The 26,214-nt window shown below is 69.0% G+C and carries 20 protein-coding genes, 1 tRNA gene and 1 pseudogene; 17 read left to right on the forward strand and 5 right to left on the reverse strand.

Annotated elements, in window-relative coordinates; genetic code table 11:
* Window position 1: 1 nt before the first annotated feature.
* From FE633_RS29350 to FE633_RS29360, 3 genes are read right to left on the reverse strand one after another with little or no spacing between them, the layout of a single operon-like run.
* A complete protein-coding gene (locus tag FE633_RS29350; protein WP_138048202.1) occupies window positions 2-994 on the reverse strand; it encodes an AAA family ATPase in 993 nt (330 codons plus the stop codon).
* Window positions 991-3,288, reverse strand: a complete 2,298-nt coding sequence (locus tag FE633_RS29355) for a VMAP-C domain-containing protein (RefSeq protein ID WP_138048203.1) — start codon at window positions 3,286-3,288, stop codon at window positions 991-993. The genes FE633_RS29350 and FE633_RS29355 overlap by 4 nt, the downstream gene beginning before the upstream one ends.
* Entirely contained in the window at window positions 3,272-3,697 is a 426-nt protein-coding gene (locus FE633_RS29360; RefSeq protein ID WP_138048204.1) for a CU044_2847 family protein, read from the reverse strand. The genes FE633_RS29355 and FE633_RS29360 overlap by 17 nt, the downstream gene beginning before the upstream one ends.
* Window positions 3,698-4,388: 691 nt before the next feature.
* Here FE633_RS29360 and FE633_RS29370 point away from each other — a divergent pair.
* The 8 genes and pseudogenes from FE633_RS29370 (at window position 4,389) to FE633_RS49325 (ending at window position 12,507) form a co-directional block, all read left to right on the forward strand.
* Complete coding sequence (locus FE633_RS29370; RefSeq protein ID WP_246113883.1) at window positions 4,389-4,955, forward strand: MMPL family transporter; 567 nt, start codon at window positions 4,389-4,391, stop codon at window positions 4,953-4,955.
* Window positions 4,838-5,362: pseudogene (locus tag FE633_RS29375) on the forward strand (hypothetical protein); the annotation flags it as partial. The gene FE633_RS29370 and the pseudogene FE633_RS29375, both read left to right, overlap by 118 nt.
* A gap of 165 nt (window positions 5,363-5,527) precedes the next feature.
* The gene (locus tag FE633_RS29380) at window positions 5,528-5,839 is read left to right on the forward strand and encodes a hypothetical protein (protein WP_138048206.1); all 312 of its coding nucleotides are present in this window, start codon (window positions 5,528-5,530) and stop codon (window positions 5,837-5,839) included.
* A gap of 7 nt (window positions 5,840-5,846) precedes the next feature.
* Window positions 5,847-10,244 (forward strand): HYD1 signature containing ADP-ribosyltransferase family protein, encoded by a 4,398-nt coding sequence (locus tag FE633_RS29385; RefSeq protein ID WP_212747294.1) that lies wholly within the window; start codon window positions 5,847-5,849, stop codon window positions 10,242-10,244.
* Between the two features lie 4 nt (window positions 10,245-10,248).
* Window positions 10,249-10,536: a DUF6881 domain-containing protein gene (locus FE633_RS29390; RefSeq protein ID WP_138048207.1), complete on the forward strand. Its 288-nt coding sequence runs from the start codon at window positions 10,249-10,251 to the stop codon at window positions 10,534-10,536.
* A gap of 377 nt (window positions 10,537-10,913) precedes the next feature.
* Window positions 10,914-11,126, forward strand: a complete 213-nt coding sequence (locus tag FE633_RS29395; RefSeq protein WP_138048208.1) for a hypothetical protein — start codon at window positions 10,914-10,916, stop codon at window positions 11,124-11,126.
* A gap of 204 nt (window positions 11,127-11,330) precedes the next feature.
* Window positions 11,331-11,777 (forward strand): hypothetical protein, encoded by a 447-nt coding sequence (locus FE633_RS29400; RefSeq protein ID WP_138048209.1) that lies wholly within the window; start codon window positions 11,331-11,333, stop codon window positions 11,775-11,777.
* Between the two features lie 151 nt (window positions 11,778-11,928).
* On the forward strand, window positions 11,929-12,507 hold the full coding sequence (locus FE633_RS49325) for a hypothetical protein (protein ID WP_138048210.1): 579 nt from the start codon (window positions 11,929-11,931) through the stop codon (window positions 12,505-12,507).
* 68 nt (window positions 12,508-12,575) lie between these two features.
* On the opposite strand, the gene FE633_RS29410 is transcribed toward FE633_RS49325, so the two are convergent.
* On the reverse strand, window positions 12,576-12,995 hold the full coding sequence (locus tag FE633_RS29410) for a YybH family protein (RefSeq protein WP_138048211.1): 420 nt from the start codon (window positions 12,993-12,995) through the stop codon (window positions 12,576-12,578).
* A 147-nt stretch (window positions 12,996-13,142) separates the two neighbouring features.
* On the opposite strand from FE633_RS29410, the gene FE633_RS29415 reads away from it, so the two are divergent.
* The gene (locus FE633_RS29415; RefSeq protein WP_246113879.1) at window positions 13,143-13,472 is read left to right on the forward strand and encodes a winged helix-turn-helix transcriptional regulator; all 330 of its coding nucleotides are present in this window, start codon (window positions 13,143-13,145) and stop codon (window positions 13,470-13,472) included.
* Between the two features lie 170 nt (window positions 13,473-13,642).
* Here FE633_RS29415 and FE633_RS29420 read toward each other — a convergent pair.
* A tRNA-Arg gene (locus FE633_RS29420) sits at window positions 13,643-13,714 on the reverse strand.
* A gap of 232 nt (window positions 13,715-13,946) precedes the next feature.
* Between FE633_RS29420 and FE633_RS29425 the strand changes: the two genes are divergently transcribed.
* The 8 genes from FE633_RS29425 to FE633_RS29460 all read left to right on the forward strand — a co-directional run bounded on the left by FE633_RS29425 (window position 13,947) and on the right by FE633_RS29460 (window position 24,877).
* Window positions 13,947-14,441: a response regulator gene (locus FE633_RS29425; RefSeq protein ID WP_138048226.1), complete on the forward strand. Its 495-nt coding sequence runs from the start codon at window positions 13,947-13,949 to the stop codon at window positions 14,439-14,441.
* A gap of 236 nt (window positions 14,442-14,677) precedes the next feature.
* Window positions 14,678-15,790: an ArgS-related anticodon-binding protein NrtL gene (nrtL, locus tag FE633_RS29430; protein WP_138048212.1), complete on the forward strand. Its 1,113-nt coding sequence runs from the start codon at window positions 14,678-14,680 to the stop codon at window positions 15,788-15,790.
* A gap of 28 nt (window positions 15,791-15,818) precedes the next feature.
* Window positions 15,819-17,210 carry a diaminopimelate decarboxylase gene (gene lysA, locus FE633_RS29435; protein ID WP_138048213.1) on the forward strand — a complete coding sequence of 464 codons (1,392 nt, stop codon included), beginning with the start codon at window positions 15,819-15,821 and terminating at the stop codon, window positions 17,208-17,210.
* Window positions 17,211-17,413: 203 nt separating this feature from the next.
* On the forward strand, window positions 17,414-18,706 hold the full coding sequence (locus FE633_RS29440) for a homoserine dehydrogenase (protein WP_138048214.1): 1,293 nt from the start codon (window positions 17,414-17,416) through the stop codon (window positions 18,704-18,706).
* A gap of 6 nt (window positions 18,707-18,712) precedes the next feature.
* Window positions 18,713-19,771: a threonine synthase gene (gene thrC / locus FE633_RS29445; protein ID WP_119099298.1), complete on the forward strand. Its 1,059-nt coding sequence runs from the start codon at window positions 18,713-18,715 to the stop codon at window positions 19,769-19,771.
* Between the two features lie 259 nt (window positions 19,772-20,030).
* Window positions 20,031-20,948 carry a homoserine kinase gene (thrB, locus tag FE633_RS29450; RefSeq protein ID WP_138048215.1) on the forward strand — a complete coding sequence of 306 codons (918 nt, stop codon included), beginning with the start codon at window positions 20,031-20,033 and terminating at the stop codon, window positions 20,946-20,948.
* Between the two features lie 385 nt (window positions 20,949-21,333).
* Window positions 21,334-23,394, forward strand: coding sequence for a transcription termination factor Rho (gene rho, locus FE633_RS29455; RefSeq protein ID WP_138048216.1), 2,061 nt, complete (start codon window positions 21,334-21,336; stop codon window positions 23,392-23,394).
* A gap of 343 nt (window positions 23,395-23,737) precedes the next feature.
* A complete protein-coding gene (locus FE633_RS29460) occupies window positions 23,738-24,877 on the forward strand; it encodes an LCP family protein (RefSeq protein WP_138048217.1) in 1,140 nt (379 codons plus the stop codon).
* Window positions 24,878-26,214 lie beyond the last annotated feature (1,337 nt).

Genomic DNA, 26,214 nt, shown 5'->3' on the forward strand with positions numbered 1-26,214 from the left:
CCTATACCGCTCCGCCCAGTTGGTGAAGCACCGCTTCGAGTAGCCCCTCGGCATCGAGATCCACGCCGCCGAGGCGGAGGTGTGCCGCGTTGAGCAGCTGATCCGTGGCCAGTTCACCCGGGGCACGACGGGCCAGGAACGTACGGATCAGATCGTCCACCTGCGACACCGCGTCGGAGCCGAGATGGGCGGCGACGATGGCGCGCAGTCGTCGTTCGTCCGGGTCGGGCAGGTCGAGGCGCAGACAGCGTCGCAGAAACGCGGGAGGGAATTCCCGCTCTCCATTGCTGGTGATCACCACTACGGGGAACTCGCGGCAGCGGACGAAGCCGCCGACCACCAGTTGTGGGTCCGCGCCATGGGCGGTGTGCACGAGGGCCCGGTCCTGCCCGGCGGGCAGCCGGGAGAGTTCGGTGATCTCGAACTCCCCTTCCTCGAAGACGGTCAGCAGATCATTGGGCAGATCGACATCGCCCTTGTCGAGCTCGTCGATGAGCAACACCCGGGGATGATCGCTCGGCACGAGTGCGGTGCCGAGCGGGCCGAGCCGGATGAACTGCCCGATGTCCGGCGGCTGCTCGCCCCGGTCGTGGCTCAGGCTCGTCTCCCGCAGCCGTCCCACGGCGTCGTACTGGTACAACGCCTCGGCCAGCGTGGACCGGCTGTTCACCGGCCATCGCAGCACCTTGCCCAGGGCCATCTCGTGCGCGATGGCGTGGGCGAGTGAGGACTTTCCCGTCCCGGGGTGCCCGGTCACCAGCAGCGGGCGGCGCAGGTGCAGCGCAGCATTGACCACGTCGATCTGGGGCTGGTCGATGAGGTAGGGGCGGTGCGGATCGCTCGGCGCCGTACCAGGCTGACTTGTGTCGTCGTGCCCGAACCGCCGCCAGGGAGGCGGCTCGGGCATGACGACCTCGCGTACCTGGCCGTCGCCCCTGAAGATGCGCCAGCCATCGCCCTCCGCGCGCTGCCGCGTGTCTGTCACTCCGGTCATGGGGTGGGCTCCTCGGCGGTGGGATCGTTCCAAAAGGGACGGGGAGGCGGGCGCGACGCGTCGTCCCAGACCAAGGCGGGGACGAGTGCGGCGGGCCCGGCCCCGACGCTCTCGGCGAGCGCGCGGGCCCGCTGCCGCCGTACACGGTGGGGCAGGCCCCGCACCGGCCCGTTGAGCAGGAGCGCGGCCAGCTGGTCGCTGGTGGTGCCGGGCGTGGCATGCCGGTCCCAGACGACCACAGGAACGCCGAGGACGAGGCATGCGGCCCGCAGGGCTTCCCGGTGCTGCGTCGGACAGTCGATGATGACGCGGGCCACGGCGAGATCGGCCTTGAGCAGCCCGTACACCTGACGGGGCGTCGTATGCCTGTGGTCGAGGCGCAGTAGTCCACCGCGGTCGATCTCGGCCCAGCGTGACCGCCAGTGCTGCAAGGACTCCGGTGCCCGGCGGCGTACTTCGGGGCAGCGGACGACCACGGCGTACTCCGCGCCCAGGACGAGCGGGACCTCATAAGGGGACGCCTGGTTCTCCCATTGGTCGACAGCTACGTCCAAGTCCTCCGGGTCGAGCAGGACTTCGACGAGCGGTACCGCCGCGGGAGGCTCGGCCGACGCGGACTCGCGGACGAGGACACGGTGCAGAAGACGGACGATCTCCGCGGACTCGCGCGGCTCGTCATCGGCCACCACCTGCCGCTCGGCGCCGCTGCTTCCGGTTCCGGGGTCGTACCAGGCGGCGCAGCGGTACGTCTCTTCGGAGCAGCGGGTGAGCTGAACGGTCAGCCGCGGGCTGGGCGGCCCGGTCCGCTCGCGCCGCCGCCGTGCCCACTCGGCGGCGTCGTCCCTGCGCTCGCTCAGCGCTTCCCGCGCCACCCCGAGCCGGTACGCCACCTGCTCGGACCACTCCCAGAAGTCATGCATCTGCTTTGGTACGCAGGTAGCGGCCAGATACTCCACTGCGCGCAGCAGTGCGGGCACCCGTGGTGATCCGTCGGGCACGGGCGCACTGTCGCCCCAGAACTCCTCGAGCGCCGCGATCAGCCGGCCCACATCGGTGGCGTCGGTGGCCCTGGTGTCTGACGCCTCGTGCGACCGGTCCGCGAGGACCGGCGGGCCGTCGAAGAGCGTCGTGTACGGAAGGGCTTCGCGGGCCGCTTCCGGGAAGCGGCCTCGTACGTCCGTGGACAGCAGGTCCAGGAGCCATGCATGCTCACGTACGGACAACAGTCCGGGGATGAGGGCGGCTTGGCCGAGGGCCAGCAGCTTCTGGGTATCTGCCCGGTCGCCGGCCGGCAGCCCTTCCGTGAAGGCGGCGATGGCGCGGTGCCGGGTGACGAGGATTTCCACGATGTCCTCGACCGAGGGGGCGGCCTGCGTGGTCTCCAGGTCCAGTTCGTCAGCCAGGCGGCGGCCCTGCTCGGTGCGTTTGCCGGGATCGGCGAGGAGGCTGGTGACCAGAGCGGTGAGACTGTGCCGCGTGGCTGGATCCACCGGGGCGAGAGGCTGTCCGCCGTCCCGGTGCGGGGAGTTGTGGGGTGCGGGAGCACCGGACGCGGTCGACGTGGCATGCGTACCGGCAGCGCCGAGCTCGGCCTGAATGGTCTGCCAGGGAAGGACGATGGTCCTGCGGACTACCTGGCCGGAACCGAATGAGCCCGCGGGCGGTTCCATGGTGCCCAGGACGATGCCCACCGCCGCGCCCTGGTCCTCACACCAGAGCGGACCGCCGCTGTAGCCGGGATTGATGGCCGCGCCCCGCAGCTGGGAATCGACGAAGCCGAGCAACTCGTCGCAGGACTGTACCGAGCCGTCGGCATAGGTGAAGGGCTGGCCGCCCCCGTACCACGCCCGTACCTCCTGGCCCTGGGCCATCTTGGCCCAGTCCATCGGACGTACGGATGCCGGTGCGCCGGCCGGCAGTTCAAGGAGTGCCAGGTCGCCGTACCAGATGGCGTCCCCGGTCTGTGCGGGCTCGGGTGGAGCACCGTCGGAGGCCGTACGGCGAGCGGGTATCCAGGTGACGGGACGGGCAGCGAGCGGGTCACAGGACTCCGCAGACGGAAAGGCCACCTCGACCGATGGGCCCTTCGGCTCGTCCTGGGCGAACCAGTCCCGGCCGATGGCCTCATTGACCACATGGGAGCAGGTGAGGACGAGGCCTTCACCGAGGTAGACGCCGCTGCCGACGACCTCGCCGTGGGCGGAACCGAGTAAGGAGACGAGGGACGACCGCGCCCGGGCCCCCATCGCGGCCCCCGTGCGCAGCCAGCGTTGGCCCTTACTGCGCATCGCCATCGGAGGATGGCCCGGCGGATGCGTCGGCGGGTGCGGCAAGGTGCCAGTTCGCGGTGATCGTCATGGTGGCTTCGCCGGCGGCGCCGACGACGCCGAGCTTCAGGTCCTGGCTGACGCGCAGTCCGAAACTGACGGACAGCTCGTCGGGAGCATCCGGCACGGCGGCAACGGTGTCGTGGACGCGCTGAAGCAGAGGCACCAGCGGAGCGAGCAGTGCGCTCAGCGCTCCCTCGGCGGAGGCCACGACACGCGTGCCTCTCGCCACCGGACGGGACCGGCCGAACCCGGGCACTGCCTCCGCGTCATCGGGCCCGCCCTCCGGGCCGGCAGGGGAGGCCGGGAGAGGAGCGAAGACCTGAAGTGCGAGAAGTGTCCCGTCATCGAAGGCGAATTCGACGAAGTCTGCCATTCCGTCAGTCTGCCCGAAGAGTCGCGCAGGGTGGAACAGTCCGCGAGATCTGATCGTTCTTGGGCTCGGTGGGCTCGGTGGGCTCGGTGGGCTCGGTGGGCTCGGTGGGCTCGGTGTGGGCGTCTTGTCGCACATCCCTCGGCGCTCCGGGCCCTGGGGTTTGGCGTTGCCGCATGCAACGCGCCCCTGCCGAACGGTCCCCAGCCTGGTCTCCACCCTGGACCAGGCCCACCCCCAGTACGGCGAACCGGTACGCGGACTGCCCTCCTCCGCCCGGCAACTGGCCGCGCATACGAGCACCTCGCAGGACGGGTGCGGCGGCCGACGACGACACGTTCATCGCGCTCACCCACGCCAACGGGGTCCGCTCCCGAGGCCCAAGTCGGCCTGGCCTGTGGTGCGTAGGCACCAGGACACGTGAGTGGCTGGTCCGGGTGCACCAGGGGAAGACGGCGACGGGGGACGATGCCCGGCGGGGCGCCGGAGGGAAGTGTGGGAGGCGCGTGAATCTCACGCGTTCCCCTTGCCTAGCGGTGTCTGGAGTGATCAACAGGTGGCGACATTTCTTTACCGGATCGGACGGTGGAGCTTCCGGCGGCGCCGGCTCGTGATCCGTCTGTGGCTGGGTGCCCTGGTGCTGGCCGGGGTCGCCGCCGCCGTGGCGCCGGCCGGGCAGGAAGAGGACCTCTACATGCCCGGCACCGAGTCGCAGAAGGCGTTCGACCTGCTGGACGAGCGCTTCCCCCAGAGCGACTCCCAGGGTGCCGAGGCCCGCTTGGTCTTCCAGGCCCCGGACGGGCAGCGGGTGACGGCCACGGAGAACAAGGCGGCCGTCGAGGACACGCTCGGCTCGCTGGACGGGGGCGATCAGGTCGCGTCGACCACCGACCCCTATGAGACCGGCGCTGTCAGCGAGGACGGCACCATCGCCTACTCCACGATCACCTACACCGCGGAGGCCGTCGACCTGACCGAGCCGACGAAGAGCGCCCTCGAGGACGCCGCGAGCCAGGCCCGGGACGCGGGGCTGACCGTGGAGATCGGCGGCTCGGCCCTGGAATCGGAAGAGTCACCGGGCGGTACGACGGAGATCATCGGCGTGGTGGTGGCGGCGGTGGTGCTGGTCCTCACCTTAGGGTCACCCTCCCCGACGATGAGCACGCGCCCACGCCGGATGTCCTCGCTGGTTACGCCTATGGCCAGATCAAGGTTCCCGATACCGAGATCGAGTCGAAGCCTGAGACCAAGTCCACGGTGAACGCGCCAACTTGGGTGTGGCTGGACAAGGGCACCTTCAAGGAGGTCAAGGTCCGCGCCGAACTGCCCAACACCGGCGTGTGGGCGGAGACCACAGCGAAGCCGGTCGCCCTGCATGTGGAGCCCGGTACAGAGGACGCCGAGACGTTCCCAGCCTCAGGCGACTGCGAGATCAACGACGACGGCTCCATCGGCACTCCGTACACGAAGGGCAACGCCGGCAAGACCCCGCCGTGCGGCATCACGTACTTGCGCGCGAGTGGCGGGGAGCCCTACCAGCTGAAGGCGTCCGTCACTTGGGAGATCTCCTGGGAGGGCTCCGGCGGCGCGGAAGGCGACCTCCCGAACGGCACCTTCGAGACCGCCCAGGACATGAACGTCCAGGAGATTCAGTCCATCAACCGTTGAACAGCGGACACCGGGCGGGGCACCGCTCCTCGCCCGGCAGAAACCTCATGCAGTTGCCACCCTTTACCTGATCTTGGTGTTGTCCATCACTGCGGCAAAACCATTCTCGTTAGGGTCGATCGGTTGGCATGTGCACACAGCGAACTATGGGGGCGGGCAGGCGTCATGTCGGATCTGAAGAAGGAAGCGGAGTCGCTGCACAAGGCGGCTTCCGCGCTGCGCAAGGTGCCGGACCACACCACCAAGCCGCTGCACGACTTCAAGGCCGCCTCGCACGACCTGTCCGCACTCGGCGCGCTGGGGTCCCTGCTCAGCGCCACCGACGACATACGTGATGGCATGGAAACCCTCACCAAGGTCACCAAGGCCCTGGACGAGGAGTGGCAGGCCGAGGCGAAGCTGATAGGCGAGATATCCGACGCCTTCGACCTGCTCGACATACTGATCGCCGCGGCGGCCCGCGCCAAGAAGGGCTGAACGGCGCGTGGTCGACCTCAACCCGCTGCACTACATCAACGAGGCCAACCACGCCATGGGCGACACCCTGGCGAGCGGTCTGGAGTTCCTCGGCATCACCGACCCGGCGGTCGACCCGGACGGCATCCGGGAGATCGCCAAGAAGTGGCGGGCTCTGGCCAAGGCCCTGGAAGAAGCCAGCGGCGACGCCGAGAAGGCGCTGCGGGACGTCGAGTGGGAGGGCAAGGCCGCCAAAGCCTTCCACAAGCGGGCCAAGAAGGTGCGCACGCAGGCCGACAACACCGCGCACGCGTTGCGCGAGGGCGCCAAGGCACTGGACAAGTTCGCCGATGAGGCCCACGAACTGCTCTCCGAGATCGGCGTCATCCTTGTAGAGATCATCGAGTTCGAGATCGCGGGCCTGGCCCTTTCCGTGCTCACCGCCGGCCTCTCGACGGTCGCCACGAGCCTCGCGGCCGGTGAACGTGCCCTGAGGATCGCCGCGTTGGTCACGAGGATCGAGCAGGCCGGCACTCGGATGGGCACTGTCGTCCGTACGGTCCTGGAGACCATCCGGGGCCTGGAGCGTGCGCTGAAGGCGCTCAAGGAGATCAAGACGATCGCCGCGGTCGGCAAGATGGCCAAGGAGGGCGCCAAGTTCTCCGCGTTCGCCGCTGCCCTTGAGGACCCTGGCGCGTTCAAGGACCCCAAGAAGCTGGCCACTCTGCTGACCGAGGGCGCCATCCTGGGCGTCGGCTTCGGCGTGCTCGCCAAGGGCCTGGGCAAGGGGCTCAAGGCCCTCAAGCCCAGTGAACTCGCCAAGCTGAGTAAAACGTTGAAGCTCGACGGCTCGGGCCTGTCACGGCTCAAGCTGCGCCCCTCGGAGGCGGAAGAGTTGCCCGCCTCCATCCGGGCCGCGCTCAAGAAATGCGATCTCGACCCCATCGACGTGGCCACTGGCGACATGCTGCTGCCGCAGACCGACGTCCAGCTGCCGGGCACTCTTGAGCTGGTTCTGCAGCGTACCCATCTCTCTTCCTACCGGTGGGGCGGCTGGTTCGGGCCGTCTTGGGCCTCCACACTCGACCAGCGCCTGCAGGCCGACGACGAAGGCATCATCTACGCCGCTCCTGATGGAGCCCGTCTGGTCTACTCCCACCCTGCTCCCGACGCCGAGGAACCCATCTACCCGGAGACAGGCCCGCGAATACCCCTTACCTGGGACAGCACAGCAGACGGCGCTCTGCGCATCACTGACCCGGACACCGGGCTGAGCTATGTCTTCCACAGCCCACTCGCCACGGACGAAGGCGACTCGGTCGACCTGCCCCTGCAGGCGATCGTCAACCGCAACGGCCAGCGCATCACCATCCACTACGCGGACGACGGCACGCCGACCGAGGTCACACACGCTGGCGGCTACCGGATCGCGATCGACCGCCACCCCGATCTCCCTCGCATCGCAGCTCTGCGGCTGCTCGACCGCGAGCGGCCGGCAGGCGACAGCACCACGCTGGTCTCGTACGGCTACGACGAGGACGGACACCTCATCGAGGTCACCAACTCCTCGGGCCTACCAATGCGGTTCACCTACGACGAGGCGGGCCGGATCACCTCGTGGAGCGACCGCAACGGCACCACTTACGCCTACACCTACGACGAACGCGGCCGGGTGGTCCACACCGAGGGCAGCGACGGCTTCCTGTCCGGCACCCTCGTCTACGACGACACCAACCGAACCACCACGGTCACCGATTCCTTGGGACACGTGAGGCGATACGAGCACAACGAGGCGTTCCGTCTCATCTGTTCCACCGATCCGTTGGGGCAGGTGACCCTCCAGGAGTGGGACGACGAGAACAGGCTGACTGCCGTCACCGATGCGCTCGGCCACACCACCCGGTACACCTACACCCCCAGCGGGCGAGTAGCGGTCGTCCTCCGCCCGGACGGCCGTCGGACGGTCGCCGAATACAACGGGCTCGACCTGCCCACAGCAGTGACCGGCCCCGACGGCGCTCTGTGGCATCTGGAGTACGACGAGCGCGGCAACCGCACCGCCGTGACCGATCCGACCGGCGCCACAACGCGCGTCACGTACAGCCGAGCTGGCCACCACACATCCACCGTCGACGCGCTCGGCAACACAACGCTCATCCGCTGCGACGCAGCTGGCCTACCACTCAAGGTCACCGACCCGCTGGGTGCCGTCACAACGTTTGAGCGGGACTCCTTCGGGCGTCCAACCGTGATTACAGACCCCTCAGGGGCCACAACACGCCTGGAATGGACGACCGAAGGCAAGCTGGCCCTTTCCGTCGCCCCGGACGGAGCCACCGAGTCCTGGAGCTACGACGGCGAGGGCAACTGCACCAGCCACACCGATGCGACAGGAGCGGTCTCCCGCTTCGAGTACACCCACTTCGACCTGATAGCGGCCCGCACCGGTTCCGACGGCGTACGCCACGAGTTCACCCACGACACCGAACTGCGACTCACGAAGGTCACCAACCCGCAGGGCCTCAGCTGGGACTACGTGTACGACCCGGCCGGGCGGCTGATATCCGAGTCGGACTTCGACAACCGCACCCTCACCTACGCTCACGACCCAGCAGGACGCATCGAAACCCGCACCGACGCCCTGGGCAAGATCAGCCGCTTCGAGCACGACCCACTCGGCCAGATCATCCGCAAAGACGCCGACGGCGCGGTCATCACCTACACCTACGACCCCAGCGGCCAACTCGTCCAAGCGGTCGGACCGGATGCGACTCTCACCCTGGAACGCGACGCTGTCGGCCGGGTGCTGTCCGAAACGGTCAACGGCCGAACCATTCACTACGGATACGACGCCCTGGGCCGTCGCACGCACCGCACCACCCCCACGGGAACAACCAGCCAATGGGACTACGACGCGGCAGGCCACCGTGTCGGGCTGGTGACGGCCGGACACACCCTCCGGTTCGCATACGACCCGGCCGGCAGGGAACTGACCCGTCACCTCGACGGGACCATGAGCCTGACGAACACCTACGACGGCACGGGCCGCCTGACCTCCCAGTCGGTGGTCGACGGCGCCGGCCGAATCGTTCAGTCACACGCCTACACCTACCGGCCCGACGGAAACCTGATCCGGCACGACGACCGGTTGAACGGCACACGCACCTTCGATCTCGATGCCGCAGGCCGCGTAACCGCCGTGCACGCCCGGGACTGGACCGAGCGGTACGCCTATGACGAGGCCGGAAACCAGACCGAAGCCGCATGGCCGACAGCCCATCCCGGCCAGGAGGCGACAGGCACCCGCGCATACGCGGGCACCCGCATCACCCGCGCCGGGAACGTCCGCTACGAACACGACGCCCAAGGACGTGTCGTCCTACGTCAGAAGAGGCGCCTGTCCCGCAAGCCCGACACCTGGCGCTACACCTGGGACGCGGAAGACCGCCTGGTCTCCGTGGTCACACCGGACGGCAGCCGCTGGCGCTACCTCTACGACCCACTGGGCCGCCGCACAGCCAAGCAACGCCTCGCGGCCGACGGCGAATCGGTTGTCGAGCAGGTCGACTTCACCTGGGACGGCACCACCCTCTGCGAGCAGAGCACCGTCTCCGCCACCCAACCGGATCCCATCGTTCTCACCTGGGACCACCAGGGCCTCCAGCCCGTCGCTCAGGCAGAACGCATCACCGCCGCCGACGCGCCTCAGGAAGAGATCGACGCCCGGTTCTTCGCCATCGTCACCGACCTCGTCGGCACGCCCGTCGAACTCATCGACGATAACGGCGATGTCGCCTGGCGTACGCGCAGCACCCTCTGGGGCTCTACCGCGTGGGATTCGGAAAGCGCGGCGTACACGCCTCTCCGATTTCCCGGACAGTACTTCGACCCCGAATCCGGTCTGCACTACAACTATTTCCGTCATTACGACCCCGAGACGGCGCGGTATGTCAGTTCCGACCCTCTGGGTCTCATGCCTGCACCGAACCCGAACACGTACGTCGATAATCCTCACGCTGCGACAGATCCGCTGGGGCTGGCTCCGGACGCCTGCGCCTATCGTGTTGAGCAGGTTCCTGACGGTGAAATCACCTCATTGTTCCACTACACAAACGAGAAGGGGTACAAGGGCATCCTCGAGAGCGGCGCGCTCCGCCCATCGCTCAAGGAACACAACCCGAAGGACGCCAGATTCGGCGACGGGCAGTACTTGTCCGATATCAAGCCGGGGACGAAGACGCCTGGTCAGCTTTCGTTCGCGTTCCTTCGAGTACCCTGGGCGGGTCAAAAGTTCAGTCACTACATCGAGGTTGATGTGCGCGGCCTTCAGGTGATGAGGTCTGTTGAGCGCCCGGACGTCTTCGTCGTGCCGAACCAGGGCCCCCTGGACCTTGCCGGACGCATCGTCAACCATGGAAAGAGCTAGACAAGTGGAGTACTGGAAGGTGCACTGGCTGCACGATTTCGACGTCGAGCCAGTCACCCTGTTCAGCGAAATCGGCGAGGACGGATACGAAGTCCGTAAGATTCAACGGTATCGGGATGGACGTCTGCTGAAGGCGGACTCGTCTCACGAAACCGGTGAGATCGGGCTCAGTGAAATCCCTGTTGGCCCAATCGAAGAGGTCGCAGCGCAACCCGAGTTCTCTGCATTCATTATCAGCCGCGATGAATTCGAGGAAGAGTGGAATCGCGCCCGCTTCAGCGGAAGGCAGTAGGGTCGACGCTCAGCGTGGGATCAACGCCGACCCGTGAGGCGACCGTCAGAGGGACGTGAAGGCGCACCTGGTACCGAGGCGTCGAGGAAGAGGTAAGTCAGCGCCCAGACGCAGGAGTCTAGGACCTGCGTATTTGTGCCACGGTGATGGTGGAGGGGTGATCTCGGCTCGTTCCGATCGACCCGGGAGCGGGTCGGTGAGTCCTTCAGGCCTTTACTGGCACTCTCACAGTTGGGAATCCCCTGGCGAGGCACTCGGAGCATGGGGGCGGGCGGAACCGCTGGTCGGCGGTGGGGCAGCTGGTCATCTAGACGGTGGTGCAGCTGAACCGGTAGGCCGGGGGCGCTAGTGGCGGGTTCGAGTCCCTGACGGGGCGCATGACTGGGGCGCCGCCTACTTTCTCCATCACGGAAGCGGACCCGTGCAGCCGAATCACCGATTCACGGTGCACGACCGCCGCCGCTCCCGGTCGCTGGATCAGCATCAACTTCTCCACACCGGGTGACGGCGATCTCGAAAGTGAATTCACCGGCGTGCTGGTCGAGTTGTTCGACGCGGTGGTCGGCACGTTCAGATGGAGTTATGAGTGAGCTGGCTCAACGTCAAGCACGCTATGGATCTGTCCCCTTGGATCCGCATCCCGCTCATGTGGCCGGAACCGGGTCTTGAGGACGTCGAGGAGGCACAAACGCCTGAGGGCGTGGGCACGCTACTTCGCCGAGGGTCTTTGGGAGGATTTCGCGTCGGAGAAGCCAAAACCGGGCGAAGTCGACCTGCTGACCAACATCCTGTTGATGTACGCGATCAGGGCCCCCGCAGCCTTTCCGGACTTCGAGGTCTTCCTCCATCTCCCGCACCCGCGGGAGATCCCGCTTCCTGCGTATGTCGACCTGGTGGAGATCGAGGAGGGCGAAGACCGGAAAACGGCACTGCGTGAGCTGACCCACGCCGATGCGAGCTACGCCGTCGAGCCCCCCATCGTCGAGGACTTCGACTCCCCGCATCTGGGAGCCGGCTTGCGGGTGCTGCGCTACTACCAGGACGAGGACAGCAACGAGGTGCACGTCGGCCTCCGTTACGCCTGGCGCTACGAGAAGGGCAAGGAAGCCGCGGACGTCCTGATCATCCTGGCCGATCCCGACGCCGGCCGGATCCTCCGGGCTCTCGACGATGTTGACGAATTCGCCCGCACCATCCGGATCAGCCCGGATGAGGAAGTAGATTCCTGGAAGTCCTCATGATCCTGGTCGTTGATGCGTGGTGAAGGGCGGGAATGGCCTGCACGCAGTGTCCTGCGACGGTGAGCGCGTCGGTGATCCGCCGCACGGTAGATGGGCCAGGGCCTCGGGCATTCACTTGCGGTCCGTCCGGATCATGGGCGGGAACGCGAATGTGCCGGCACAACTGACGCCGACCGAGTCACCGAAGACCTACCTGTCCGGCATGCGAATTCATCCCGCACTGCTCTACGCGGCTCTCTTCAGCCCCGCTGCCATCGTCACCGTGGTCTTCGTCGTCGCACGCCCACAAGACGCCTCCGGTCTGGCCGTAGCTGGCCTGCTGGCGCTGCGGGTCGTCGTGTTGGGGCTGCCCATGGTCGTACGCAAGCGCCGCGGCGAGCAGGCCCAACTCGATTCCGCTGCGAGTTCCCTCGTCTCCGCCTTCACCGGCGGAGCAGTGGTGCATGCCGTGGGCTACGGACTCGGGGAGCCGGACAGCCAGTCCGCCGGGTCGGACCCCTCGAGTTGGGATCTCGGCCCTTCGCGCACCGGGGCGCAGGCAGCCGACAAGGGCGTCTTGCTGGCTCGCGGGACGGACGGGGCTGCCTTGGACTTGCCGCTCGCTGAAGTACAGGGTGCAGTCCTCGGCAACAGCGTTGAGGTCCTGCTGACCCGCTACGCGAAGTGCCTCGACGGACGGCAGGACGTCGCCAACCGGCGTATCGAGGACCTGCTTCGTGAGTACGAGTGACCCCGCCTGATCGTGTCTGAGGCCCCTGGCATCTACCAGGGGCCTCGTTGTTTTCCAGGTGTGCTCACTCAGAACGTTGGTTCCGCGGCGTCCTCGGTGAGGAGTTGCTGTGCCCGGGTGCCGAAGGGGTTGTCGATGACGTACCGCCAACGGCCGTCCGAACCCCGCCGGGCGACGTCGGTGGCAGTGCCCTCGACGTGCACAGCCTGTCCCTCCCGGTCGGTCCCGTCGATGGCCCAGTCGACTATCAGCAGCGCCAGGTCTCCGTTGCGGTACACATTCCGCGGACGGACCGAGATAGGAACTCCGAGCTGCTGCAGGCGGCCGTTGGCGGCGTGCAGGTCCGGGCCGGTCACCCCCGTTCCCGGCTGCGGGACCAGCACAGCCGCGTCCTCGTAGACCTGCGCCAACGCGGTGGCGTCGCCGCTGTTGAACCGCTCGGCGAACACTGCGGGCACCTCTTCAGGCCGATCGGCCAGTTCTCGCATGATCGACAGACGTCCTTCCGGGCCGGGAGAATCGAAGTGCCCAACACGTTAGGAGGCGATCTCGTGACTCACCGAATGGTTGGTCACCCGGCAGGGCTCCCCGACGACCCGCGCGCGAACGTCACTGCGCCTACCCCCGCGTGCCCGGTGGAGATCACGCTGGCGGCCCTGCACGGCCGCTGGACGACGCTGGTGGTTCGCGAGCTGCTGCGTGGCGACCGCTCCTACAGCGAGCTGCGCTTGGCCCTGCCCATGTTGTCGGACAAGGTGCTGTCCGACCGGTTGGCGCAGCTCGGCGAGGCCGGAGTTGTCGAGCGCGACCGTCGACCGGGCTGGCCGCCGCGAGTGCGCTACGCGCTCACCCCGAGTGGACACCGCCTCGGCCCTGTCCTCCAGGCTCTGTGGGACTGGGGGGCCGAAGCCTCAACACGAGACACCGGGGCTGAGAGCAGTTGTGCGACAAGCCCTCTTCGGTGATCCGCCGGACCCAGCCGTCTCACCTGCGGCGATGCCCCAAGATCCCGTCCACAGCTCGTCCACGGACCCCGACATACGGTCGCTCCGGGCGGCACACAGCTGCACATACGCGAAGACCCCGCACTCAGCGAACTCGCTGGTCACGGGGTCTTTAGGCACCTCATACAGGGTGCCCCCGGCAGGATTCGAACCTGCGCACACGGCTCCGGAGGCCGTTGCTCTATCCCCTGAGCTACGGGGGCGTGTCGGTCCGCGGTGTGTGCGGCGACGGGTAGAACCCTACCAGCTCTTTTGGGGGTGGCATGAACGGGTTTTGAGGGGTGGGGAGTGGGGGTGAGGGAGGGGCCGGCCCCGGGGTTGGGCGGGGGAGCGGGGCGCGGAACGGGGACTCCGGGTGGGGTGGAAGTGGGGAAAAGCCGGACGCGGGCGTGGGGGGAGACCTACTCTCGAGTTGTGCCAGGCGCGTCCGGTCGGGTGCTTGTTGTGGACGACAACAAGGTCATCCGGCAGTTGATCAGGGTCAACCTCGAACTGGAGGGTTTCGAGGTCGTGACCGCGGCCGACGGTGCCGAGTGTCTGGATGTCGTTCATCAGGTGCGGCCCGATGTCCTCACCCTGGACGTGGTGATGCCCCGGCTGGACGGGCTGCGGACGGCCGCCCGCCTCCGTGCCGATCCGGGGACGCGGAATCTGCCCCTCGCCATCGTGAGCGCGTGTACGCAGTACGAGGTCGAGAGTGGGCTGGACCTGGGGGTCGACGCCTTTCTGGCCAAGCCCTTCGAGCCCGCCGAACTCGTGCGGATCGTAAGGCAGTTGATGGAGCGGCGGAGCCGCGGTGCGTCGTTCGGGAGTCCATCGATGGAGAGCCCGTTGATCGAGAGTCCGTTGATCGAGGGTGCGTCGGTCGAGAGTTCGTACGGGGTGGAGGGGGAGGCCGAGCGTGCCGGGCGGACCGGCGCTGCCGGCTGACCGCTATTCGATCGGCAACCAGCCTCCGATCGCCAAACAGCCTCCGGTCGGCAGCCAGCCTCCAGTCGGCAACCAGCCTCCGGTGGGCGGCCAGACCTCCGGTCGGCGATCACCCGCCGTCCCCATCCCGCCCGTCCCGCCCGTCCCGCGCATCCCACCCAGCCCCCCGTCCACATCCCGGACCCTCCTCAAACCCGTTCGCCTACCCGCCCCCCTCCTCCCATACGCTTGTCCCCGTGACCCCCGTCGAGCTCTCCCGTACCGTCCTGCGCGCCGTGCGCCGCGCCGTGGACGCCGGTGAGCTGAGTGTGGCCGTGCCCTCGCGGGCGATGGTCGCGCCGCCGGGGCCCGGGGGATGCGGTGACTACGCCACGAACGTCGCCCTGCAGCTGGCCCGGCCCGCCGGGCGCCCGTCCCTTCAGGTCGCGGAGATCCTGCGGACGCACATCACCGACGCCGAGGGGGTCTCCGGCGTCGAGATCACCGGGGCCGGTTTCCTCAACATCACCCTCGACGGGGGAGCCGAAGCCCTGGTCCGGGACATCCTGCGGCGCGGGGTCCGTTACGGGTACGTCGACGAGCCGACCGGGCGGATCCAGCGGCTGCACCACCCGTGCGAGGTGCGTGCCGCGGTCACCGGGCAGGTGCTCGCGCGGATCCTCCGTACCCAGGGCATCCTCGTCCGTACGTCCTGCGAGAGGGAGTTGGACCCGGCGTGGGCGGGCCCCCTCGGCGTGACCGTGGAAGCCCACGGCAGGCCCGGCACTCCCGCCGCCCTGGAGGATCTCGACGTGAACCTCCGGCCCGTCCCGGCGCCCGAGGACCCCACCCCCCTGGGTCGTGACGCAGGTCGCTGGGCTCTCCTCCACCCCGCCCCCCACGACCGGCCCCGCATCACCGCGGACCACCTCGTGCAGCGCGAGACCAACCCCCTCTTCCGGGTCCGTTACGCCCACGCCCGCGCCCGAGCCCTCAGCCGGAACGCCGCGGACCTCGGCTTCGACAGCGCCCCCGGCGACGTACGCCCGAAGGAGAGCCAAAAGGAGAGCCTGAAGGAGAGCCAGAACGAGACCAACAACCTGCCGCCCTCCCTCCTCACCGCCCTCGCCGGCTACCCCCCGGCCCTCACCACCGCCGCGAACCAGCACGCGCCCGACCGCCTGGCCCGCCACCTCGTGGTCGTCGCCGATGCCTTCCTCCGTTACCAGGAGGCCACCCGGGTCCTCCCGCTCGGTGACGAGAAACCCTCGGCCGCCCACCGCGCCCGGCTCGCGCTTGCCGAAGCCGCCGGGACGGTGCTGGCCGGCGGCCTGTCCCTGCTCGGCATCGACGCACCCGAACACCTCTGAAGTCCGAAGAGAGCCAAGAAGAGACGCCATGAGCCGTTCCGCACATCCCGCCGGGCCCCGTCACGCCGATGTTCTGCCCGAGGGGCACTACACCGCTCCGCCCACCGACCTCAACGCCCTGGATCCGAAGGTCTGGGCGCAGACCGTCACCCGTACGCCCGACGGAGTCGTCACCGTGGGCGGTATGGAGGTGACGAAGCTCGCCGAGGAGTTCGGTACCCCCGCCTACTTCATCGACGAGACCGACTTCCGGGCGCGGGCGCGTGCCTGGCGTACGGCCTTCGGGCACGACGCCGACGTCTTCTACGCCGGCAAGGCTTTCCTCTCCCGTGCCGTCGTGCGCTGGCTGCACGAGGAGGGGCTCAACCTCGATGTCTGCTCCGGGGGCGAGCTCTCCACCGCCCTCTCCGCCGGCATGCCCGCCGATCGCATCGCCTTTCACGGCAACAACAAGTCCACCGACGAAATCACCAAGGCCATCGAGAGTGGCGTCGGGCGTATCGTCCTCGACTCCTTCCAGGAGATCGTCCGCGTCGCGCACATCGCCGAGTCCCTCGGCAAGCGGCAGCGCGTGCAGATCCGGGTGACCGTCGGCGTCGAGGCGCATACGCACGAGTTCATCGCCACGGCTCACGAGGACCAGAAGTTCGGCATCGCGCTCGCGGACGGGCAGGCCGCCGAGGCCGTACGGCGGGCCCTCGCGCTCGACGGGCTCGAACTCGTCGGAATCCACTCGCACATCGGCTCGCAGATCTTCGACATGGCCGGGTTCGAGGTCGCCGCGCGCCGGGTCGTGAAGCTCCTCGCCGAGGTCCGCGACGAGCACGGCGTCGAACTGCCCGAGATCGACCTGGGTGGCGGCCTCGGTATCGCCTACACGAGCGAGGACGATCCGCGCGAGCCGCACGAGATCGCCAAGGCACTGAGCGAGATCGTCACGCGCGAGTGCGAGGCCGCGCGTCTCGGGACTCCGCGCATCTCCGTCGAGCCCGGGCGCGCGATCGTCGGCCCGACCGCCTTCACCCTCTACGAGGTCGGCACGATCAAGCCGCTCGACGGACTGCGTACGTACGTCTCCGTAGACGGCGGCATGTCCGACAACATCCGTACCGCGCTGTACGACGCCGAGTACAGCGTCGCCCTCGTCTCGCGCGTGAGCGACGCCGAACCCATGCTCGCCCGCGTCGTCGGCAAGCACTGCGAGAGCGGCGACATCGTGGTGCGGGACGCCTTCCTGCCCGCCGACCTCGCGCCCGGGGACCTCATCGCCGTCCCGGCCACCGGCGCGTACTGCCGCTCCATGGCCAGCAACTACAACCACGCTCTGCGCCCGCCCGTCGTCGCGGTCCGTGACGGCGAGGCCCGGACGATCGTCCGCCGGGAGACGGAGGAGGATCTGCTGCGCCTCGATGTCGGATGAGTCACTCCCGCCAAGACCCCGCCCGGGGCCTGTCCCGGGCGGGGTCAACAAACCAATCCCCAAGGGAAAAAGGGGCGGAAGATCTCCTGCGATCGGCCGCCGGGGAAATGAAATAGACGTCTCACAATCCGGACGAAGGGCAGAAAGTCCCGTTCGGTGAGTGAGACTGGACCAACCGTGACGGTATGAGGAAACGAGGTCGGATGATGCGTACGCGTCCGCTGAAGGTGGCGCTGCTGGGCTGTGGGGTTGTCGGCTCAGAGGTGGCGCGCATCATGACGACGCACGCCGACGATCTCGCCGCCAGGATCGGTGCCCCCGTCGAGCTGGCGGGGGTCGCCGTACGAAGGCCTTCCAAGGTGCGCGAGGGCATTCCCGCCGAACTCATCACCACGGACGCGACGGCCCTGGTCAAAAGCGGGGACATCGACGTGGTCGTCGAGGTCATCGGCGGCATCGAGCCCGCCCGGACCCTGATCACCACCGCCCTCGAGCACGGTGCGTCCGTCGTCTCCGCCAACAAGGCGCTGCTCGCCCAGGACGGCGCCGCGCTGCACGCCTTCGCCGAGGAACACGACAAGGACCTCTACTACGAGGCGGCCGTGGCGGGCGCCATCCCCCTCATCCGGCCGCTGCGCGAGTCCCTCGCCGGCGACAAGGTCAACCGCGTGCTCGGCATCGTCAACGGCACGACGAACTTCATCCTCGACAAGATGGACTCCACGGGGGCCGGTTATCAGGAAGCCCTCGACGAGGCCACCGCGCTCGGGTACGCGGAAGCCGACCCGACCGCCGATGTCGAGGGGTTCGACGCCGCCGCCAAGGCCGCGATCCTCGCCGGAATCGCCTTCCACACGCGCGTGCGCCTCGACGACGTGTATCGCGAGGGCATGACCGAGGTCACCGCCGCCGACTTCGCCTCGGCGAAGGAGATGGGCTGCACCATCAAGCTGCTCGCCATCTGTGAGCGTGCGGCCGACGGGGGGTCCGTGACCGCCCGTGTGCACCCCGCGATGATTCCGCTGACCCACCCGCTCGCCTCCGTGCGCGGCGCGTACAACGCCGTCTTCGTCGAGTCGGACGCCGCTGGCCAGCTGATGTTCTACGGTCCCGGCGCGGGCGGTGCGCCCACCGCCTCCGCGGTCCTCGGCGACCTCGTGGCCGTCTGCCGCAACCGGCTCAGCGGCGCGACCGGACCGGGCGACTCCGCGTACACCCAGCTGCCCGTGTCCCCCATGGGCGAGGTGGTCACGCGGTACCACATCAGCCTCGATGTGGCCGACAAACCGGGTGTTCTCGCCCAGGTTGCAACCGTATTCGCCGAGCACGGTGTCTCGATCGATACGGTTCGCCAACAGGGCAAGGACGGCGAGGCCTCCCTCGTCGTCGTCACCCACCGTGCGTCCGACGCGTCCTTGAACGGGACCGTCGAGGCGCTGCGCAACCTCGACACCGTGCGGGGTGTCGCCAGCATCATGCGGGTTGAAGGAGAGTAACCAGCAATGACCCACCAGTGGCGCGGAATCATAGAGGAGTACCGGGACCGGCTGCCGGTATCCGACAGCACGCCGGTCGTGACGCTCCGCGAGGGCGGCACGCCCCTCGTGCCCGCGCAGGTGCTCTCCGAGCGCACGGGCTGTGAGGTCCACCTCAAGGTGGAGGGCGCGAACCCCACCGGGTCCTTCAAGGACCGCGGCATGACCATGGCCATCAGCAAGGCCAAGGAGGAGGGCGCGAAGGCCGTCATCTGCGCCTCCACCGGCAACACGTCCGCCTCGGCGGCCGCCTATGCCGTACGGGCCGGAATGGTGTCCGCCGTTCTCGTTCCGCAGGGCAAGATCGCGCTCGGCAAGATGGGCCAGGCGCTCGTGCACGGCGCGAAGATCCTTCAGGTGGACGGGAACTTCGACGACTGCCTCACCCTCGCGCGCGCTCTGTCCGAGAACTACCCTGTGGCGCTGGTGAATTCAGTCAATCCGGTGCGCATCGAGGGGCAGAAGACCGCCGCGTTCGAGATCGTGGACATGCTGGGTGACGCACCCGACATCCACGTCCTGCCGGTGGGCAACGCGGGCAACATCACGGCGTACTGGAAGGGCTACAAGGAGTACGCCGCCGACGGTGTCGCCGCGCGGACCCCCCGAATGTGGGGTTTCCAGGCCGCCGGTTCCGCCCCGATCGTGCGCGGCGAGGTCGTCAAGGACCCGTCGACCATCGCCACCGCGATCCGGATCGGCAACCCCGCGTCCTGGAAGCTGGCGCTGGCCGCGCGGGACGAATCGGGCGGGTTCATCGATGAGGTGACGGACCGTGAGATTCTGCGCTGCTACCGGCTGTTGGCCTCTCAGGAGGGCGTTTTCGTCGAGCCCGCGTCCGCCGCGTCCGTCGCCGGCCTGCTGAAGGCCGCCGAGCAGGGCAAGGTCGACCCGGGCCAGCGGATCGTCTGCACGGTGACCGGCAACGGCCTCAAGGACCCGGACTGGGCCGTCGCGGGCGCCCCGCAGCCCGTCACGGTCCCGGTGGACGCGGCCACGGCCGCGGAACGCCTCGGTCTCGCATAACCTGTCATCACACCTGACGGCTAACCTGTCACCAGACCTGACGGCGGGTGCACGGGGGGCTTACGACACGCATCGTGCGCCTCCTGTGCGCCCTATGTCGCCACAGAACCTTCCTTCGATAGGCTGTAAGGAACCCGCCCGCCGCATATGCCGCGGTGCCGCGCCGTCCTTGCGGCCGCAGGGTCTTTCCGTGGTCTTCCGTTCGTCTCGCAGGATTTCGAAAATCTCGCAGCTCAAGCTCAAGGAGAGTCATCGAGCGATGGCCGGTCCAGCGTTCCGCGCCGCCGCCGTCCGGGTGCGCGTCCCCGCCACCAGCGCCAATCTCGGTCCGGGCTTCGACGCCCTCGGCCTGTCGCTGGGGCTCTACGACGACGTGGTCGTCCGAGTGGCCGACTCCGGACTGAACATCGACATCGCAGGTGAGGGCGACGAGACACTTCCGCGTGACGAGAGTCACCTCCTCGTACGTTCCCTGCGTACCGCCTTCGATCTGCTGGGCGGACAGCCGCGCGGCCTCGAGATCGTCTGCGCCAACCGCATTCCGCACGGCCGCGGCCTCGGCTCCTCGTCCGCCGCGATCTGCGCCGGCATCGTCGCCGCGCGCGCCGTGACCATAGGCGGCGACAGCAAGCTCGACGACGCGGCGCTCCTTGAGCTCGCCACCGAGATCGAGGGCCACCCCGACAATGTCGCGGCCTGTCTGCTCGGCGGTTTCACGCTGTCCTGGATGGAGGGCGGCGCCGCCCGCGCCATCAGGATGGAGCCCGCCGATTCCATCGTTCCGGTGGTTTTCGTACCGGGGAAACCGGTCCTGACCGAGACCGCCCGCGGCCTGCTGCCGCGCACCGTGCCACACGTCGACGCCGCCGCCAACGCGGGCCGCGCCGCACTGCTCGTCGAGGCCCTGACCAGGCGCCCCGAGCTGCTGCTGCCCGCCACCGATGACCGTCTGCACCAGGAGTACCGCGCCCCCGCCATGCCGGAGAGCGCCGCCCTGGTGGAGCGGCTGCGGGCCGACGGAATCCCCGCGGTGATCTCCGGCGCGGGCCCCACGGTGCTCGCGCTGGCCGACGAAGCGGCCGCCGACAAGGTCTCCCGCCTGGCCGGCGAGGGCTGGGCGGCCAACCGGCTGAGCCTCGATGCCCAGGGAGCGAGCGTGCTGCCGCTTGCCACCTGACACACGGTTGCCGGATTTGGAGAGGGGGAATATTTGTTGGATCCGGTAGTGTTAACCTCAAGTCTGCACCCGACCCCACCATGGCGAGGTGCTTCGTGTCCCCGTCCGGGACAGACCTTCTTCCGGGAGCCCCCCAAACTGCTTTGTGCCACGCACTGGATGCTATGCGCTGAGCAGTACTGAGCACGCTCCGGAACCGGCGTCACCGAGCCGACCGACACCGAACCTGAGTGTCACGGCCCCGGGAAACGCCATCACCAGATATTCCCCTCCGCCTCTTTGGCGGACCACCGCCCCGGCACGGTCCACACACAGACCAAAGCCGGACAGCACAAACGGTCGCCGAGCCAGACAGGCCGACGTCCGCTCCAGGGAAGGACCCTTCGTGAGCGACACCACCGATCTGATGGGCGCACGTGTCGAGGAGACCGCTGCCGCGCCCGCCACGGACGCCTCCGCCGCGCCTGCCACCGGTGCTTCGGGCTCCCGTCGGCGCCGCGGTACCGGCCTTGAGGGCATGGTGCTGGCCGAGCTGCAGCAGGTCGCATCCGGCCTCGGCATCAGGGGCACCGCGCGGATGCGCAAGAGCCAGCTGATCGAGGTCATCAAGGAGGCGCAGGCGGGAGGGGGTGCCCCGGCGAAGACCGCCGAGGCAGCCGCCGAGACCAAGCCGAAGCGCCGGGCCACCTCGAAGGCTCGTACGGGGGAGGACGCCGCGTCTCCCACCGGGAAGTCCGCCGAGAAGCAGGCCAAGCAGGACAAGCCGGCGGGCAAGGCCGAGAAGGCCGAGAAGGCCGTGGCCCAGCAGCAGATCGAGATTCCCGGTCAGCCCGCGAGCGACGACGCCCCCGCCGGGGAGCGCCGCCGTCGCCGGGCCACCGCCGAGGCGGGCGCCCCTGAGACGGTCGCCGCCGAGGCGAAGACCGAGCCGAAGGCCGAGACTCCGGCTCAGACTCAGCCGCAGCCCCAGGGCGAGGCCAAGGGCGACGCCGGTGACCAGGGCGGCGATGGCCGTCAGGGCCGTCAGGGCCGCCGTGACCGTGACCGTGACCGTGACCGTGAGCGGGGCGGCCGGGACCGCGACCGCCGCGGCAAGGGCGACGACCAGCAGAACCAGGGCGGCGGCGGCAACCAGCAGCGCGGCCAGCAGCAGGGCGGCGGCCGCCAGGACCGCCAGGACCGCCAGGACCGCCAGGACGACGGTTACGACGACGACGGGGGCGGCCGCCGCGGCCGTCGCGGTCGCTACCGGGACCGCCGTGGCCGCCGTGGCCGTGACGAGATCGCCGAGCCGCAGGTCGCCGAGGACGACGTTCTGATCCCCGTCGCGGGCATCCTGGACATCCTCGACAACTACGCGTTCATCCGTACGTCCGGCTACCTCCCGGGCCCGAACGACGTGTACGTCTCCCTCGCCCAGGTCCGCAAGAACGGTCTGCGCAAGGGCGACCACGTCACCGGCGCGGTCCGCCAGCCCAAGGAGGGCGAGCGCCGTGAGAAGTTCAACGCGCTGGTCCGCCTGGACTCCGTCAACGGCATGGCGCCCGAACTCGGCCGCGGCCGACCGGAGTTCAACAAGCTGACGCCGCTGTACCCGCAGGACCGGCTCCGTCTGGAGACCGACCCGGGGGTGCTGACCACCCGCATCATCGACCTCGTCGCGCCCATCGGTAAGGGCCAGCGCGGTCTGATCGTGGCCCCGCCGAAGACCGGCAAGACCATGATCATGCAGGCGATCGCCAACGCGATCACGCACAACAACCCCGAGTGCCACCTGATGGTCGTCCTCGTCGACGAGCGTCCGGAAGAGGTCACCGACATGCAGCGGTCGGTGAAGGGCGAGGTCATCTCCTCGACCTTCGACCGCCCGGCCGAGGACCACACCACGGTCGCCGAGCTGGCCATCGAGCGCGCCAAGCGCCTGGTGGAGCTGGGTCACGACGTCGTCGTACTGCTCGACTCGATCACGCGTCTGGGCCGTGCGTACAACCTCGCCGCCCCGGCCTCCGGCCGCATCCTGTCCGGTGGTGTCGACTCGACCGCGCTGTACCCGCCGAAGCGCTTCTTCGGTGCCGCGCGCAACATCGAGGACGGCGGCTCGCTGACCATCCTGGCCACCGCGCTGGTCGACACCGGCTCGCGCATGGACGAGGTGATCTTCGAGGAGTTCAAGGGCACCGGCAACGCGGAGCTCAAGCTCGACCGGAAGCTCGCCGACAAGCGCGTCTTCCCGGCGGTGGACGTGGACGCGTCCGGTACCCGTAAGGAAGAGCTGCTGCTCGGCAGCGACGAGCTCGCCATCACCTGGAAGCTGCGCCGGGTGCTGCACGCGCTCGACCAGCAGCAGGCGATCGAGCTGCTGCTGGACAAGATGAAGCAGACGAAGTCGAACGGCGAGTTCCTGCTGCAGATCCAGAAGACGACGCCGATGCCCAACGGCGACTGAGGCCGGCGTCAGCGTTCGTTTCTGAGGGCCGCCCCCGTCACGCTCGTGACGGGGGCGGCCCTTTTGTATGCGCTCGGCGAGACCTTGGCCACATGGCGGGGTGGGGCCACAGATCGCGGGCTGCGCGTTGTATTGGCCTGAAATCGCAGGTGAGCGGTTGGCCGACGATCTTCGTGGTTACAAATTGTGCACATTGGCCCACAGGTTGACCACGGTGCGTTGTGCAACCCTTTTTTCGGTTTCGCCGTCTGACCTGACGGGCGCTGACGGGTATGTCAGGGCCGATGACCGTGCCTGACCCCGAAAGCAGGGGGTAACCGACCGAACGAGAACTGAGGAGCACATGTCTGCCGAGAGCACGCCGGGACCCGGCACCGCGGAAGCCTCCGGCCCCAGCGGCCCGCGCCACCGCGCCAAGGGCCACCGCCGCAAGCCGCGCACCAAGGGCCGCAAGGCCCTTCTCATCACGGCCTGGGCGGCGGCGGGCATCGTGGTGCTGGGCGGCACCGGCCTCGGCTACGTGTACTTCAAGCTCAACGGCAACATCAACAGCGTCGACATCAACCAGGCCCTCGGCAGCGACCGGCCCCTGGACGTCGACAACGGCTCGCAGGACATTCTCGTACTGGGCTCCGACACCCGCTCCGGCAGCAACAAGAAGCTGGGCGGTGGCACCGACGACGGCTCGGCCCGCTCGGACACGGCGATGGTCGTGCACATCTACAAGGGCCACAAGAAGGCCAGTGTGGTCTCGATACCCAGGGACACCCTCGTCAAGCGCCCCGAGTGCACCGACAGCAAGGGTGTCGAGCACGACGGCGCGACGGCCGCGATGTTCAACTCCGCGTATAGCACCGGCGGGGCGACGTGCGCGGTGAAGACCGTCGAGTCGATGACCGGTATCCGTATGGACCACTACATCGAGGTCGACTTCAGCGGCTTCCAGAAGCTCATCGACGAGCTCGGCGGCGTCAAGGTCACCACGACTAAGAACATCTCGGACCCCGACAGCCACCTCGACCTGAAGGCCGGCACCCACCAGCTCACCGGCAAGCAGGCCCTCGGCCTGGTCCGCACCCGGCACGGCGTGGGCGACGGATCCGACCTCGGCCGCATCCAGCTCCAGCAGGCGTTCATCAAGGCTCTGGTCGAACAGGTCAAGGAGATCGGCATACTGAGCAACCCGAAGGAGCTGTTCGATCTCGCCGACACCGCGACGAAGACCGTCACCACCGACTCCGAGCTCGACTCGGTCAAGGACCTGGCCTCCTTCGCCAACGGGCTCAAGAGCATCAGCCCCGGGAACATGAACATGGTGACGATGCCGGTCCAGTACGACGCGGCGGACACCAACCGGGTCCTCATCGACAAGACCAAGGCCAAGCGCGTCTGGGCCGCGCTCAGGGCCGACCGGCCCATCCCGAAGTCCGCCACGAAGGGCACCGCCTCCGGAGGCGCAAAGGGAGTCGTCAGTCCCGGCTGACGCCCGGGCGCCCCGCACAGGCACACCTGCCGCCCACCCGCGGGAGGCTCCCGCAGGGGCCCCAGCCGGACTCCTGCCGGAACCCCCGCGCGAGCCCCGGCCGGAACCCCCGCGCGAGCCCCGGCCGGAACCCCCGCGCGAGCCCCGGCCGGAACCCCCGCGCGAGCCCCTGCCGGGGCACCCGCGCGACCCTGGCGGGGGCGCCTGTATGGGTTCCGGCCGGGTATATGTGCAGGTGCTTGCCGGGTAACCGCGCCCCCCCGGCTGGGCAACCGCACGGGTCTCGGCCGAGTAGCCGCACGGGCTCGGGCCGGGCTCTCACACGGGCTGCGGCTGGGCGCCTGCACAGGTGCCTTCCGGGCCTCGTACGTGCCCCGGGCCGGGTGCGGCCACGACCTCTGGTCGGCTACCCGAACAGGCGCGCCCACCGGGTACCAGCGCGAGGCTCCGGCCAGCTGCCCCGGGCCCCCAGCCGGCCACCCGCGCGACCCTGGCGGGGGCGCCTGTACGGGTTCCGGCCGGGTATGTGTGCAGGTGCTTGCCGGGTAACCGCGCCCCCCCGGCTGGGCAACCGCACGGGTCTCGGCCGAGTAGCCGCACGGGCTCGGGCCGGGCTCTCACACGGGCTGCGGCGGGGCGCCTGCACAGGTGCCTTCCGGGCCTCGTACGTGCCCCGGGCCGGGTGCGGCCACGACCTCTGGTCGGCTACCCGAACAGGCGCGCCCACCGGGTACCAGCGCGAGGCTCCGGCCAGCTGCCCCGGGCCCCCAGCCGACCACCCGAGCGACCCCGGCGGGGGCGCCTGTACGGGTTCCGGCCGGGCATCTGTGCAGGTGCCTGCCGGGTAACCGCGCCCCCCGGCTGGGCAACCGCACGGGTCTCGGCCGAGTAGCCGCACAGGCTCCGGTCGGGCCACACACGGGCTCTTGCCGGGGACCGGCGCGAGGCTTCTGCCGGGTGCCCGCATTGGCTCCGGCCTCGTAACCGGGTGCCCCTGGCCGGGTAACCGCATGCCCCCCGCTGGGCAACCGTCCGGGTTCCGGCCGAGTAACCGCATCGGATCCGGCCGGGGTCCTCGCACGCGCTCCTGCCGGGGACCGGCGCGAGGCTTCTGCCGGGCGCCCGCATGGGCTCCGGCGGGGCAACCGTGTGCGACCCCGGCTGGGTACCCGCGCGAGCCTCCGGCGGGGCACCCGCTCAGGGCTCGGCTGGGCACCCGCACTGGCTCCGGCCGGGCAACTCGCGAGCCCCCGGCGGGCACCCGTACAGGTGCCTGCCGGGCAACCGCACGCCCCCGGCCGGGTACCCGCACGCCCCCGGCCGGGTACCCGCACGCC

This window comes from Streptomyces montanus, assembly GCF_005786655.1.
GTDB classification, from domain to species: domain Bacteria; phylum Actinomycetota; class Actinomycetes; order Streptomycetales; family Streptomycetaceae; genus Streptomyces; species Streptomyces sporangiiformans.

Bases quoted from the DNA above. Each gene is read 5' to 3' on its own strand.
- FE633_RS29350 (WP_138048202.1), bottom strand. From the start codon at position 994: ATGACCGGAGTGACAGACACGCGGCAGCGCGCGGAGGGCGATGGCTGG.
- FE633_RS29355 (WP_138048203.1), bottom strand. From the start codon at position 3,288: ATGGCGATGCGCAGTAAGGGCCAACGCTGGCTGCGCACGGGGGCCGCG.
- FE633_RS29360 (WP_138048204.1), bottom strand. From the start codon at position 3,697: ATGGCAGACTTCGTCGAATTCGCCTTCGATGACGGGACACTTCTCGCA.
- FE633_RS29370 (WP_246113883.1), top strand. From the start codon at position 4,389: ATGCCCGGCACCGAGTCGCAGAAGGCGTTCGACCTGCTGGACGAGCGC.
- FE633_RS29380 (WP_138048206.1), top strand. From the start codon at position 5,528: ATGTCGGATCTGAAGAAGGAAGCGGAGTCGCTGCACAAGGCGGCTTCC.
- FE633_RS29395 (WP_138048208.1), top strand. From the start codon at position 10,914: ATGACTGGGGCGCCGCCTACTTTCTCCATCACGGAAGCGGACCCGTGC.
- FE633_RS29400 (WP_138048209.1), top strand. From the start codon at position 11,331: ATGTACGCGATCAGGGCCCCCGCAGCCTTTCCGGACTTCGAGGTCTTC.
- FE633_RS29410 (WP_138048211.1), bottom strand. From the start codon at position 12,995: ATGCGAGAACTGGCCGATCGGCCTGAAGAGGTGCCCGCAGTGTTCGCC.
- lysA (WP_138048213.1), top strand. From the start codon at position 15,819: ATGAGCCGTTCCGCACATCCCGCCGGGCCCCGTCACGCCGATGTTCTG.
- FE633_RS29440 (WP_138048214.1), top strand. From the start codon at position 17,414: ATGATGCGTACGCGTCCGCTGAAGGTGGCGCTGCTGGGCTGTGGGGTT.
- thrC (WP_119099298.1), top strand. From the start codon at position 18,713: ATGACCCACCAGTGGCGCGGAATCATAGAGGAGTACCGGGACCGGCTG.
- thrB (WP_138048215.1), top strand. From the start codon at position 20,031: ATGGCCGGTCCAGCGTTCCGCGCCGCCGCCGTCCGGGTGCGCGTCCCC.
- FE633_RS29460 (WP_138048217.1), top strand. From the start codon at position 23,738: ATGTCTGCCGAGAGCACGCCGGGACCCGGCACCGCGGAAGCCTCCGGC.